At 41.7% G+C, this 14,552-nt stretch carries 10 protein-coding genes; 8 read left to right on the top strand and 2 right to left on the bottom strand.

Annotated elements, in window-relative coordinates; translation table 11 throughout:
* Positions 1–228: 228 nt before the first annotated feature.
* Positions 229–1,458 (bottom strand): BspA family leucine-rich repeat surface protein, encoded by a 1,230-nt coding sequence (locus J4E06_RS12845; RefSeq protein WP_349524342.1) that lies wholly within the window; start codon positions 1,456–1,458, stop codon positions 229–231.
* Between the two features lie 172 nt (positions 1,459–1,630).
* On the opposite strand from J4E06_RS12845, the gene J4E06_RS12840 reads away from it, so the two are divergent.
* The 8 genes from J4E06_RS12840 (at position 1,631) to J4E06_RS12805 (ending at position 12,476) form a co-directional block, all read left to right on the top strand.
* Positions 1,631–2,080 carry a MarR family winged helix-turn-helix transcriptional regulator gene (locus J4E06_RS12840; protein WP_349524341.1) on the top strand — a complete coding sequence of 150 codons (450 nt, stop codon included), beginning with the start codon at positions 1,631–1,633 and terminating at the stop codon, positions 2,078–2,080.
* A gap of 15 nt (positions 2,081–2,095) precedes the next feature.
* Positions 2,096–4,501, top strand: coding sequence for a 3-hydroxyacyl-CoA dehydrogenase/enoyl-CoA hydratase family protein (locus J4E06_RS12835; protein WP_349524340.1), 2,406 nt, complete (start codon positions 2,096–2,098; stop codon positions 4,499–4,501).
* Between the two features lie 40 nt (positions 4,502–4,541).
* Entirely contained in the window at positions 4,542–4,895 is a 354-nt protein-coding gene (locus J4E06_RS12830) for a four helix bundle protein (protein ID WP_349524339.1), read from the top strand.
* A 40-nt stretch (positions 4,896–4,935) separates the two neighbouring features.
* Positions 4,936–6,126, top strand: a complete 1,191-nt coding sequence (locus tag J4E06_RS12825) for an acetyl-CoA C-acyltransferase (RefSeq protein WP_349524338.1) — start codon at positions 4,936–4,938, stop codon at positions 6,124–6,126.
* 61 nt (positions 6,127–6,187) lie between these two features.
* A complete protein-coding gene (locus J4E06_RS12820; RefSeq protein WP_349524337.1) occupies positions 6,188–6,517 on the top strand; it encodes a four helix bundle protein in 330 nt (109 codons plus the stop codon).
* Between the two features lie 40 nt (positions 6,518–6,557).
* Positions 6,558–8,363 (top strand): acyl-CoA dehydrogenase FadE, encoded by a 1,806-nt coding sequence (locus J4E06_RS12815; RefSeq protein ID WP_349524336.1) that lies wholly within the window; start codon positions 6,558–6,560, stop codon positions 8,361–8,363.
* Between the two features lie 256 nt (positions 8,364–8,619).
* Positions 8,620–9,390, top strand: a complete 771-nt coding sequence (locus J4E06_RS12810) for an outer membrane lipoprotein-sorting protein (protein WP_349524335.1) — start codon at positions 8,620–8,622, stop codon at positions 9,388–9,390.
* Positions 9,391–9,443: 53 nt separating this feature from the next.
* Positions 9,444–12,476 (top strand): VPS10 domain-containing protein, encoded by a 3,033-nt coding sequence (locus J4E06_RS12805; protein ID WP_349524334.1) that lies wholly within the window; start codon positions 9,444–9,446, stop codon positions 12,474–12,476.
* 174 nt (positions 12,477–12,650) lie between these two features.
* Here J4E06_RS12805 and J4E06_RS12800 read toward each other — a convergent pair whose 3' ends face one another.
* Complete coding sequence (locus J4E06_RS12800) at positions 12,651–14,450, bottom strand: glycoside hydrolase family 15 protein (RefSeq protein WP_349524333.1); 1,800 nt, start codon at positions 14,448–14,450, stop codon at positions 12,651–12,653.
* Between the last annotated feature and the right edge of the window lie 102 nt (positions 14,451–14,552).

Here is a 14,552-nt window from a genome sequence, read left to right as displayed (position 1 = left end):
TTTACAATGAGCAATTATTAATAGACAACAATCAATGTTCACCGTCATTTCGAGCGCAGTCGAGAAATCTCTTGAAGTTCGACTTGGAAATGAACAATGAGTTGTATTCAAAATTTGATTGTCAATTCCGACTGTCCCAACAGTTATTGAAGAATCCATTGCCTTTTGAGTTACCAGCAATAAAAAAACCAACGGAAATCCGTTGGTTTTTTTATTTAATTGTTGTGATTAATTGCAATCAATACCTGTGTCACCACTAAACGTCCAACCAAAATCATTGATTAAAGTTTCACGTGCTATTGCTGCTTCACTTTCAAGACAGTTTTCAACATCATTTGCTCCGAGAGTTAATCCTAGAGGTGTATTTTCCTTGTTGGACCAGCCAATTAAGGTGGCTCCGTAATTTTCAACCGACATTCCGGATGAACTAAAAATTCCAGCCATGGTTTCAACGCTTTGAATATTCCAAGAACCCAAATCTTGATCAAATTCTTCCGAATTACTGAACATAAAGGCCATATTAGCAACATTACTGACATCCCAATTACCAATGTTTCCATTGAAATCTAATGCAAGACTAAACATGCTATTCGTTTTTTTTACATTGCTAACATCCCAATCACTCAGATCTGCATTAAAACGAGTTGCAGCCTGAAAAGCAAAATTCATAATTTCCACATTCTCCAAATTGGGTGCATCGGCTGCATTATATTCCACTAAATAATTGCAAAAGCCAAATGCTCGAAAAAAACTTTGCCAAACAATATTGCCCCATTGTTGAATACCTATAAGAGCACTCTGCCTAGGATAATCATACAAGTCGCCCATCTGTATAGCTGGAAATTCTCCTTGAATGGATATCAAATAAATACCCGCTTTCTCATAAACATGGGTAGGGTCTTGTGAAGTTATTTCTTCCTCTGGCGAACCATCTCCCCAATCAATGATAAAATCATATTGATAATCTTCATTGGTTCCGAGAATCAATTTAAAATTATTATGTGGCACGTCCCATTTGGTTATAAAAGAATTAGAGTCTTCGGACAAACTATCCTTTACATTGGTCACGGAGATAGTGATAATGGCCGCGCTCTCCGCTTCCCCATCAGATACGGATATTTTTATCGAATGCTCCTTGGTCAACTCATAATCTAAATTTTTACCATCGATTAAACTAAGTTTTCCAACATCATCTATCTCGAATAAATCAGTCTCACTAATACTAAATGTCAATTCATCCTCGTCCGGATCCTCAGCCTTTACTGTTCCAATAGTTGCAGTATCCGAAATGTCTTCCGCAACCGTAAAGCTTTGTGCCTCAATTTTTGGGGCACTGTTTTTTTCGGGAGCTGGGGTTGTTCCATCGTCCTTACCGCAAGACCAAAGCAATACGAGTGAAATAATAGCACAATAAAGTTGGCATTCATAGTTAATATTTTCGTGAATAGATATTCTCACAATATCATATTTTACCGAGATTATTCAGCCTACGATCTGACCAATACCCCTTTTGAATTGACGTGTGAGACAATCATTTCAATTTTTATTAAAAAATAGCATAACACTTAACCTTAATTTATTATGCATGCATAATAAATTTTCATATATTTGAGAACACCAAACCTGTTCTATGAAAGATTTGACCATTGATTATGCCCTTAGGGCTACCTGGCAGGCTGTTAGTAAAATGTACAATGAGGAAGCAAAAAACTATGGGCTTACAATGGCTATTGGATTTACCTTACTGAGTATTGACCCAAAAGGAGGTACACCAAGTACCACATTGGGGCCCAAAATGGGGATGGAAGCAACTAGTTTGTCAAGGATATTAAAAAGTATCGAAGAAAGAGGTTACATTCAACGTAAGCGTAACCCAAAGGACGGACGTGGCGTTCTAATTTATTTGACCCCACTGGGTTTGGAAAAACGGGAGGAATCCAAAGAAGTAGTATTGCGTTTCAACGATGTGGTCAAAGAACACACTTCTCAAGAAGATTTAGTCGGTTTTTTTAGCGTCATTGACACGATTAATAAACTAATTACAGATAAAAAAATCTACATAAAAACAACTAATAATTAAATCACAAACTTGCACATGAAAAGGCATATAAACAAAGTTGCCGTAATCGGTTCCGGAATTATGGGAAGTGGCATTGCATGCCATTTTGCGAACATTGGGGTCGAGGTTTTGTTGTTGGACATTGTTCCCCGTGAACTGACCGACAAAGAAAAAGCCCAAGGACTTACTTTGGAGGATAAAGTGGTCCGCAATCGTTTAGTCAACGATTCATTGGCATCTGCTCTAAAATCCAAACCCTCCCCTATTTACCACAAGAAATTTGCTGATCGCATCACCACTGGAAATATGGAAGATGATATTTCCAAAGTTGCCGATGTGGATTGGATCATTGAAGTGGTCGTGGAACGTTTGGACATCAAAAAACAAGTGTTCGAGAATCTGGACAAACACCGCACACCGGGAACACTCATTACTTCCAACACATCAGGAATACCTATTAGGTTTATGAATGAAGGAAGAAGTGAAGATTTCCAAGAGCATTTCTGCGGAACCCACTTTTTCAACCCTGCAAGATATTTGAAACTCTTCGAAATCATTCCTGGTCCCAAAACCTCCAAAGACGTTCTGGAATTCCTAAACGGATATGGTGAGCAGTTCCTGGGTAAAACCTCGGTGGTTGCCAAGGACACCCCCGCCTTTATTGGAAATAGAATCGGAATTTTTAGCATTCAAAGTCTTTTCCATGCCGTAAAAGAAATGGGTATGACGGTGGAAGAAGTAGACAAATTGACGGGGCCGGTAATTGGCAGGCCCAAATCCGCCACCTTCCGTACCGTAGATGTTGTGGGACTGGACACCCTTGTGCACGTAGCCAACGGAATCAGTGAAAACTGTAAGGACGATGAACGTCACGAACTGTTCCAATTGCCCGATTTTATCCAAACCATGATGGACAACAAATGGTTGGGCAGTAAATCTGGACAAGGTTTCTATAAAAAAATTAAAGGGGACGATGGCAAGAGCGAAATCCTGACCTTAGATTTGGACACGATGGACTATCGTTCCAAAAAAAGTGCAAAATTCGCAACTTTGGAACTCACCAAGACCATCGATAAGGTCATTGACCGTTTTCCCATTTTGGTTGATGGAAAAGATAAAGCCGGAGAGTTCTACAGAAAAAGTTTTGGAGCACTTTTCGCCTACGTTACCCACCGTATTCCAGAAATCACGGATGAATTATACAAAATAGATGATGCCATGAAGGCAGGTTTCGGCTGGGAACACGGACCCTTTCAAATCTGGGACGCCGTAGGTCTGGAAAAAGGTCTTGAACTCATCAAGGCTGAAGGTTTGGAAGCCGCTTCATGGGTTTCCGAAATGAAAGAGGCGGGAATTAATTCCTTCTATACCGTAAAAGAGGGTAACACCTACTTCTACGATATTCCGAAAAAGGCCATGGAGAAAGTACCGGGTCAGGATGCATTCATCATTTTGGACAACATAAGAAAGACCAAAGAAGTCTTCAAAAACAGTGGTGTGGTAATCGAAGATTTGGGTGATGGAATCCTGAACTGTGAATTTCAATCCAAAATGAATACCATTGGCGGCGATGTACTCGCTGGTTTGAACAAAGCCGTTGACCTTGCTGAAAAAGATTTTGCAGGATTGGTTATCGGTAACCAAGCTGCGAATTTCTCCGTTGGCGCCAATATTGGTATGATTTTCATGATGGCCGTGGAACAAGAATACGATGAGCTGAATATGGCCATCAAAATGTTCCAAGACACCATGATGCGCATGCGATACTCCTCAATACCGACCGTTTCTGCACCGCACGGCATGGCATTAGGTGGCGGTTGTGAACTCTCAATGCATGCTGATAAAGTGGTAGCTGCTGCCGAAACCTACATTGGTTTAGTAGAATTCGGTGTTGGTGTGATTCCTGGCGGAGGTGGCTCCAAGGAAATGGCCCTTCGCGCTTCGGACACTTTCAGAAAAAATGATGTAGAGTTGAATGTATTGCAGGAATATTTCTTGACCATCGGAATGGCCAAGGTATCAACATCAGCTTATGAAGCCTTTGATTTGGGCATTTTGCAAAAAGGAAAAGATGTAGTGGTCGTCAACAAAGACCGTCAGATTGCAACCGCAAAAGCTCATGCCAAACTTATGGCAGATGCGGGTTACACCAAACCCGTAAAACGCAAAGATGTGAAAGTGCTTGGGAAACAGGCCTTGGGTATGTTCTTGGTAGGAACGGATTCCATGGAAGCTGGTCACTACATTTCTGAACACGACAAAAAGATTGCCGATAAATTGGCCTATGTTATGGCCGGGGGCGACCTTTCGGAAGCCACAATGGTAACCGAACAATATCTTTTGGACTTGGAAAGAGAAGCATTTCTATCCCTTTGTACCGAAAGAAAGACTTTGGAACGTATTCAGCATATGTTGAAAACAGGAAAACCACTTCGCAACTAGTTGCGATTAGATGTGAGAATTAAGATTCAAGATATCAGATATGCATAATTTTCAAAACTTAGTCATTTGGAAGAAAGCAATCAACCTTGTTGAAGACATCTATCGGTTGACCTTAAAGTTTCCTAACGATGAAAAATACGGATTAACAAGTCAAATTAAAAGAAGTGCTGTGTCAATTCCTTCAAATGTTGCCGAAGGGGCTGGTAGAAATACCGAAGGTGAATTCAAGAATTTTTTGGGTATTGCAAGCGGTTCTTCAAATGAGTTGTTCTCACAGCTAGTATTATCACATAAATTAGGTTTCATAACCAAAAATGAGTTGGAACCTATTTTAATAAAATTGGAAGAAATACAAAAAATCAATTACACTTTAATTAAAAAATTCACGAAGTGAGGATTCTTAAATCTTCCATCTAAAATCTAATATCTATCAAATGAAAACAGCATACATAGTAAAAGGATATAGAACAGCAGTGGGCAAAGCGCCAAAAGGACTGTTCCGGTTTAAGCGACCTGATGAACTGGCTGCAGAAACCATAGAACATATGATGAAGGAGCTTCCTCAATTGGACAAAAAACGTATTGACGACGTCATTGTCGGAAATGCAATGCCGGAAGCGGAGCAAGGCTTGAACATGGCAAGACTTATCTCCCTTATGGGACTGGACATAGACGATGTGCCCGGGGTGACCGTAAATCGCTATTGCGCATCCGGACTGGAGACAATTGGTATTGCAACAGCCAAAATACAATCGGGAATGGCAGATTGCATCATAGCAGGTGGTGCTGAAAGTATGAGCTACATCCCCATGGGAGGTTACAAACCAACCCCGGACTATGCAACGGCCAAGGAAGGCCACGAAGATTATTATTGGGGCATGGGATTGACCGCCGAAGCAGTGGCCAAACAATTCAAGGTTTCCCGAGAAGACCAAGATGTTTTTGCCTACAATTCCCATATGAAAGCGCTAAAAGCCCAAGAGGGAAATCGTTTTCAAGATCAAATTGTGCCTATAGAGGTTGAGCATACTTTTGTAAATGAATCAGGCAAAAAAGAAACCAAAAATTATACGGTAAACAAAGATGAAGGCCCCAGAAAAGGCACCAACATCCCCACCCTGAACAAATTAAGGCCTGTTTTTGCCGAAGGAGGTAGCGTAACTGCAGGGAATTCCTCTCAAATGAGCGATGGAGCCGCCTTTGTCATGGTGATGAGTGAAGAAATGGTGAAAGAATTGAACTTAGAACCCATTGCCCGCTTGGTAAACTATGCCGCAGCCGGTGTAGAACCAAGAATTATGGGAATAGGACCTGTAAAAGCTATTCCAAAAGCCTTAAAACAAGCTGGAATTAAGCAGAATCAAATAGACCTTATTGAGTTGAACGAGGCCTTTGCATCACAATCGTTGGCCGTTATCCGAGAACTTGGACTAAACCAAGAAATCGTGAACGTTAATGGAGGTGCCATTGCTCTTGGTCACCCACTGGGATGTACTGGAGCCAAATTGTCCGTTCAGCTTTTTGACGAAATGAGAAAGCGGGATATGAAAGGTAAATACGGTATGGTGACCATGTGCGTAGGCACAGGACAAGGTGCTGCGGGGATATTTGAGTTCCTTTCTTAATATTCGAAAGGAGACTAGAGAAAAGAGACGTCCTGTAGTGAAAAGGCATAACTATAAAAATTTGAAGATTTGGTCACTCGGTTTGGAAATTGCGAATGATATTTCTGATTTGCTACTCAATTTTCCCATTGATGAGCGATATGACTTAAGTTCCCAAATAAGCAGGTGCTCCGTTTCAATGCCAAGCAACATTGCTGAGGGATCTTCTAGAACCGATAAATCCTTCAAATATTTTATCAACGTTGCCCTAGGCTCTTCCTTTGAACTAGGCACACAACTTTTAATAGCAAAACATCGAAATTATATCAACTCTGAAAATTTAAACAAACTTGAAGATAAAATAGAAGAATGGCAAAAGATGACCATGGGTTTTCAAAACGGATTGAAATAAGTCTTTCGTCTATTTTCTATCTTCTTTAATCATTAAAAAAATGGAAACAACAGAAAAAGACATACTGAGAGGAGGTCAATTCTTGGTCAAGGAGACCAAATGTGAGGACGTATTCACCCTTGAGGACCTCAACGAAGAACAAAAAATGATGCGCGAAAGCACCAAGGAGTTTGTAGACAGAAAACTATGGGCGCATTGGGAGCGTTTCGAGAAAAAAGATTATGCGTACACCGAGGAATGCATGAAAAAAGCTGGAGAACTTGGCCTTCTAAGTGTTGCGGTACCCGAAGCTTACGGAGGTATGGGAATGGGATTTGTTTCCACCATGTTGGTCTGCGACTATATTTCAGGAGCCACAGGATCCTTCAGTACTGCTTTTGGAGCTCATACTGGAATTGGAACCTTGCCCATTACATTATATGGAACCGAAGAGCAAAAACAGAAATACGTGCCCAGATTGGCCACCGGTGAGTGGTTTGGAGCCTATTGCCTAACAGAACCTGGAGCTGGTTCCGATGCAAACTCCGGTAAAACCAAAGCTGTTCTATCGGACGACGGTAAATATTATAGCATCACAGGTCAAAAAATGTGGATCTCCAACGCTGGATTCTGTCATATGTTCATTGTTTTTGCCAGGATCGAAGATGATAAAAACATTACCGGGTTCATTGTGGAGAACGATCCGGAAAATGGAATCAGTCTTGGTGATGAAGAAAAAAAACTGGGTATCCACTCCTCCTCTACCCGTCAAGTATTTTTTAATGAAACCAAGGTTCCCGTTGAAAATATGTTATCCGAAAGGGGCAATGGATTTAAAATAGCCATGAATGCCTTAAATGTAGGTAGGATCAAATTGGCTGCTGCCTGTTTGGAAGCACAGCGCCGTGTGATCAACGAAGCCACCAAATATGCAAACGAACGTGTTCAGTTTAAAACTCCGATTATAAACTTTGGTGCTATCAAGGCCAAAATTGCAGACATGGCCACCAACGCTTATGTGGATGAAGCTGCATGTTACCGTGCCGCCAAAAATATTGAGGATAGAATCGCTATTCGCGAAGCCAGTGGAAACTCACATCAAGATGCAGAACTCAAAGGTGTGGAAGAATATGCAATAGAATGTTCCATTTTGAAAGTGGCCGTTTCGGAGCATGTTCAGCACACAACGGATGAAGGGATTCAGATTTTTGGCGGAATGGGCTTCAGCGCCGATACTCCAATGGAATCCGCATGGAGAGATGCCCGTATTTCTAGAATTTACGAAGGTACCAACGAAATCAATCGTATGCTTTCCGTAGGAATGTTGGTGAAAAAGGCCATGAAAGGCCATGTTGACTTGTTGGGTCCAGCTACGGCTGTGGGTGAAGAATTGATGGGCATCCCATCATTCGAAACACCAGACTTTTCTGAACTACTATCGGAAGAAAAAGACTTGGTCGTGCGTTTGAAAAAAGTATTTTTGATGGTCGCTGGAAGTGCCGTTCAAAAATTTGGACCTGATTTGGAAAAGCACCAAATGCTATTGATGGCCGCTTCGGACATCTTGATTCAAATCTATATGGCAGAATCGGCCATCCTTCGCACCGAGAAAAATGCAAAACGCTTTGGTGAAGAAGCTCAAGCTGCACAAATAGCCATGTCCAAATTGTATTTGTACAGAGCAGTTGACATCATCCAACAAAAAGGTAAGGAAGCTATTGTTTCTTTTGCCGAAGGTGATGAACAACGTATGATGTTGATGGGACTGAAACGCTTTACCAAGTATACAAACCAACCCAATGTGGTGAAACTTAGAACGCAAATTGCCGACAAAGTTGCCTCAGATAACGGGTATACCTTTGACTAATTCAAATATTTGTTGGGATAAAAACCCACTTGGATTTGAAAACGCCCCAGTCGGGGCGTTTTTTTGTTGATTACTCTTATACAACAAACAAAGTAGCTATACTCCATTTCCAATTCTGGACGTAACGCCATCGATCCTTGGAATACCTTATTCAAAAAAAAGTAATCAGATTTTACTTTTTCTTTTATTCTTTTCGAAAATGATGTAACAATTTCACTATTTTTAATACTAATCATTACAACATAAAAACTTAAAAATGAAAGCGTTAAAATTAACCATTACACTAATAGCAGTTGCCCTGGCAATACCGCTTCAGGCGCAAACAGCCGATGAAATCATCTCAAATTATTTTGAAAATACGGGCGGACTCGACAATTGGAAAAGTTTAGAGGGTATCAAAATGACCGCCAAGGTAAACCAGGGGGGCATGGAAATTCCTTTGGAAATCTACAATTTAAAAGATGGTCGACAAATGACGAAAATTACCTTCCAAGGTAAGGAAATCAAACAAGGTGTATTCGATGGAGAAACGCTCTGGAGCCATAATTTTATGACTATGAAAGCGGAAAAATCGGATGCTGAACAAACATCCAATTTTAAATTGAACGCCAATGACTTCCCAGATTCATTTGTTGATTATAAGGAAAAAGGCTATACCGTTGAACTTCTTGGAACTGAAACTATTGATGGAACGGAGACCTTTAAGATAAAACTGGTAAAAGAACCGATTACCGTTGATGGCAATCAGCAAGATGATGTTTCATACTACTTTTTTGACATGGACAATTTTGTTCCCATCGCAATGCAGTCCGAAATTAAATCAGGACCGGCCAAAGGCCAAGTCAGCGAGGTGACCATGAGTGACTATCAAGAAGTCAGCGGTCTATACTTTCCCTTTTCCATGACACAGGGAGTAAAAGATGGTCAGGCACAGCCTATCACCATAGATGCCATTGAACTCAACCCTGCCATTGCAGATACAGAATTTGCTTTTCCAGATGAAGTAGGGGAAACCGAAAAAAAATAAAATCTGATATCCAGGGGCCCTATGAATTTAGGGCCTTTTTAAACTGATATGGAATGAAAAAACTACATTATGTTTGGACCGTTCTTTCGGTCTTCTTTATTTCTGCCGGATACTCCCAAACCTTGGAAGATATTGATGGCAAAGCTCTTTTCGGTGATTTGACAGCTAGGCATATTGGACCAGCTCTGATGAGCGGACGGATCAATGATATGGAAGCACACCCAACCAACAGCCGCATTGTATATGCCGGTACCGCTGGTGGCGGTGTATGGAAATCAAACGATGCCGGTGCAACATTTAATCCCATTTTTGACGATTACTGCCAATCAATCGGAGCAGTGGCATTGGATCCCAACGATCCTGACAACACAATTTATGTTGGAACCGGGGAAACTTGGACAAGAAATAGTGTATCGATTGGAGATGGACTTTATAAAACCACGGACGGTGGTGCCAACTGGAACAAAATAGGATTTGAGAAATCGGAACGTATCGCCAATATCATCGTTAATCCGACCAACTCCCAAGAAATTTATGTCGGGGTGTTGGGAGCGCTTTGGGGCGATAGCGAGGAACGTGGGGTATATAAATCCTCAGATGGTGGTGCCACCTGGGAGCAGCTTTTATATGTTGACCCAAAAACAGGTTGTGCCGATTTGGCCATGGACCCCACCAACCCCAATGTTTTGTACGCTTCAATGTGGGAATTTCGAAGAACAGGCTGGTCATTTGAGTCCGGTGGCGACAAAAGTGCGCTGTACAAGTCCACAGATGGGGGGAAAACTTGGAACAAAATACACAATGGCTTCCCGGAGGGAAAATTGGGGCGATTGGCCATTGCAGTGGCACCCTCAAATCCCAATGTCCTCTACACCGTTATCGAAGCGGAAAAGGACGAGCGTAAAGGCCTGTACCGTAGTAACGATGCCGGTGCGTCTTGGGAGCAATTGAACAATGATTTTGGAATCACGGTAAGACCTTTCTATTTCTCAAGGATTGTGGTCGACCCAAAAAACGAAGACGTTGTTGTGAAAGGCGGTCTAAGCGGTTCCATCTCAAGGGATGGTGGAAAAACGTTCAAAAACCTTGGTAACATGCATTCCGATATACATGATATTGTCTTCAATATCAAAGATTCCGACATCATGTACGTTGGAACCGACGGGGGCGTTTACCGTACTTGGGACGGGGGCACAACCATGGAAATAGTGGAAAACCTTCCACTTTCCCAATTTTACCAAGTCAGTGTGGATGATGCTGAACCTTACAATGTGTACGGAGGATTACAGGATAATGGCTCTTGGTGGGGGCCATCTTCCTCACCAAATGGTGTTGAGGCACGTGATTGGAATTCAGTGGGTGCAGGTGATGGTTTCCGAGTGTTGAAGCATCCCACAAAACCAATCATATATTCAGAAATGCAGGGAGCCGAAAATGTTTGGCGCATCGACACGGAACGACAGTTGACCAAGACCGTTCAGCCGCTTCCCGTTAGTGAAGACCAAAAACTACGATGGAACTGGAATGCACCAATGGCCATCAGTGTGCATCAACCGGACCGTTTCTATATGGGCAGCCAGTACCTCCATAAATCTGAGGATATGGGAGATGCTTGGGAAATCATTTCACCGGACCTTACCACAAACGACCCTGCCAAACAAAATCAAGAGGATTCCGGCGGACTTTCCATGGATAATTCAGGAGCGGAAAACCATACCACGATTTTTACCATTGCCGAATCTACTTTGGATGAAAACGTAATTTGGGTAGGTACGGATGATGGGAATGTTCAAGTGACCCAAGATGGTGGCAAAACATGGACAAATACCGTGGCCAATATTCCCGGTTTGCCTAAAAATACGTGGTGTTATCATATTGAAGCCAGTGTTTTTGACAAAGGGACGGCCTATGCCGTTTTTGATGGTCACACCATGAACGATATGACACCCTATGCCTTTAAAACTACAGACTTTGGCAAGACATGGACGAACATAATCTCTGATGATGTGGTTGGTTTCGCCAGAAACATCCAAGAAGATTATGAAAATCCAGATTTATTGTTTCTGGGAACTGAATTTGGGCTGTACATTACCATGGACGGTGGAAAGAACTGGAAAAAGTTCACCAACAATATGCCCGCAGTGGCAGTTCACTTTATAGAACTACATAAAAAGACCAACGATTTGGTTATGGGCACCCACGGCAGAGGGGTAATCATTATAGATAATATTTCGCCCCTTCGAAGTATCAATAATGAGATATTGGGAAAGACCCTGCATTTTTTTGAAACACCTGATACGGAAATAAGCGAAACCAGTTCTTTTGGTGGGAATTTTGGTACGGAAACCCAATTTGTGGGAAGCAACAAGACCAACGATGTCCAAATCAAATACTATCTGAACAAGAGGCATACCTTTGGCAAGATGACCATGGCAATCGAAGACATGGAGGGGAACCAAATTGCCGAATTAGGTCCAGGTAAGTCAAAAGGCATTAACGTGGTCAACTGGAACTACACCCGAAAAGTACCTAAAGTCGCCAAAGGAAAAACATTCAGTTTTGGTGGGTTCACAGCTCCTCAGGTTCCAGCTGGAACCTACAAAGCGGTCATTACCAAAGGAAAGGAAACTTTTGAGCATACCTTTAATCTGGTGTATGACAAGAATTCACCTTTAACAGAGAAAGACCGCGAACTCAAAGAAGCAACGACCATGAAGCTATATGATATGACCCAAGAGCTTGCCTATTTGGTATATGAATTGGACGAGATCATGGAAAATGCAAACACCACGGGCGACAAAAAGACCGTAGAAAAGTTAAGTAGTCTGAAGGAAACCTTGGTCATTACCACAGGTGATAATTATGTGGGGGCAGCTGAACCACAATTGCGCGAGCGTATGGCCGACCTCTACAGCAAAGTGGCTTCAAGCTACGATAAGCCTTCCGCTGCGGAGCTTCAAAACCTCGAAGTGATAGCAGAACGATTCAATACCGCTAAAACCGATTTTGCCAAGTTAAAGGACAAATACCTTAAAAAGCAGGCCGTAACCTTGATGACTTTTGAAGATTTCTTGGAAAGCAAATAAGTAATCATTTAAACAACAAAGAAGCTGTCTGAAAAGGCAGCTTCTTTATGTTGTAAAAACGATGATATCTTGGAAAGCGTTCGTTCACTATTGACTAAAAAAGCCAATGGGGCCAACGAACAACTGTTAAGATATCCTTTGGCATAGCTGAAACTGATAAACTACCCGTTCCATCTACCCTATGGATTCCAATATTCTTTCATCCTTCTGCTTGGTGGAGAAGTTTATCGCACACTCGATAAGTGCCAAATGCGAATAGGCTTGCGGGAAATTGCCCAACAATCGCTTGGTTTTAAAGTCGATATCTTCACTAAACAACCCTAAGTGGTTGCTATAGCCCAGTAAACGTTCAAACTGTTCCAAAGCCTTTTCCTCCTCACCGATCTTGAACAGCGCATTGATAAACCAAAACGTACAAATGGTAAATGATGACGAAGGTAATCCAAAATCATCCTCATTTTTATAACGATATAAAAGTCCATCGTTGCTAAGTCCTTCCTCGATGGCCTTTACCGTGCTCACATACTTTGGGTCACGGGCGTGTATAAAACCATAAGGTTCCATCAAAAGCACCGAAGCATCCAAATGGCGGGAACCATAACATTGCACGAATGCATTGATATCACTGTTCCATGCATTTTCGTGGATATCTTCCTTAATTTTCTGTTCAAGTGCCGTCCAACGTTCCAGTTTTCTGGTTTTTCCGAACATATTAGCCACTTTTATGGCACGGTCCAAGGCTACCCAACACAAAACTTTGGAGAACGTAAAATGTTTGTCCTCCCCTCGGAACTCCCAAATACCTTTATCCGGTTCTTCCCAGTGTTTTCCGACTATCCAAACAATACCTTTGGTAATGCTCCAGAGTTCCTCTACATTCTCAATGTCGTTGCTAAAGTTTTTCAACTGTTCGTAGATCACATCCATCAAAATACCATAAATATCATTCTGACGTTGTTTATAGGCCGCATTGCCTACTCTAACAGGCTTGGAGCCTTTGTAACCGTCAAAATGGTTCAAGGTTCTCTCTGTCAAGGTCTTTTCCTTGTTGATACCGTACATAATCTGGAGTTTTTCGTCCTTATCGGGCATCAAATCAATAATAAACTGAAGATAACGCTTGGCCGAATTCTTATGTCCCAGTTCGGAAACCACTTTGATCACCATAGAGGCATCACGTATCCAACAAAAACGATAATCCCAGTTCCTAACCTCACCAATAGTTTCCGGTAAAGAGGTTGTTGCCGCTGCCAATACCGCCCCAGTCTTGTCGTAGGTCAACATTTTAAGGGTAATGGCACTTCGGATAATTTCATCCTTGAATTTTTGATAATCCGGTGTCTTGGCGGACCAATCCAACCAGTACACTTTGGTGCGTTCCAGTTCCAACCCCATGGTCTCGGTGGTTGGTTTCAATATCTTTTCGTTGTAGCAAATCAAAAAATAGCCATCCTTCTCCAAGGTAATTTCATCTCCTTCCAAAACACCTTGTTTATCAAAGGAAGTATATAGGAACAGTGTGTCATATTTTAGTTTATGGGTAAGGCTGGCAACAAACTCCTCTTTTACAAAATGCTTGGTCTCCCCGAGCCCATACTCTAATTTAGGATCGTATTTCACCGTGAATTTTGGAGAACCTGAGATATACTTCACATATCGGATAATTTCTGGCTGTGCCTTGTACTTCCCATTCATTTTATGATGACGGGGCATAAAATCGTGCAGCTCAAAAACATTGTTTCCCTTGGTAAAGCGTGTAATCAAAATCGCCGTGTTGAGGAAATATTCCTGTTCAACCGTATAATCCCCCTTGGGATGAATTTCAAAACTGCCTCCTTTTTGCTCATCGAGTAATTTTGCAAATATCGAAGTTGAGTCAAATTGTGGCAGACAGCACCAGTCTATGGAGCCTTCTTTGGAAATTAACGCCGCACTCCTGCAATTTCCTATAATTCCGTAATTCAAGTTGTCCATAGGTCAAAAATTCTCAAAAGGGTTAGAATGAATTGGTTTTGCGATCGAATTTCCCGATTTTTAAAGAAAGAAAAAATTAAAATAGGTCAAAAATCATCCTTT

The organism is Allomuricauda sp. NFXS6 (genome assembly GCF_040148835.1).
GTDB lineage: Bacteria > Bacteroidota > Bacteroidia > Flavobacteriales > Flavobacteriaceae > Flagellimonas.
The sequence above is the reverse complement of the archived record's forward strand: the minus strand, read 5'-3'. Positions and strand labels throughout refer to the sequence as shown.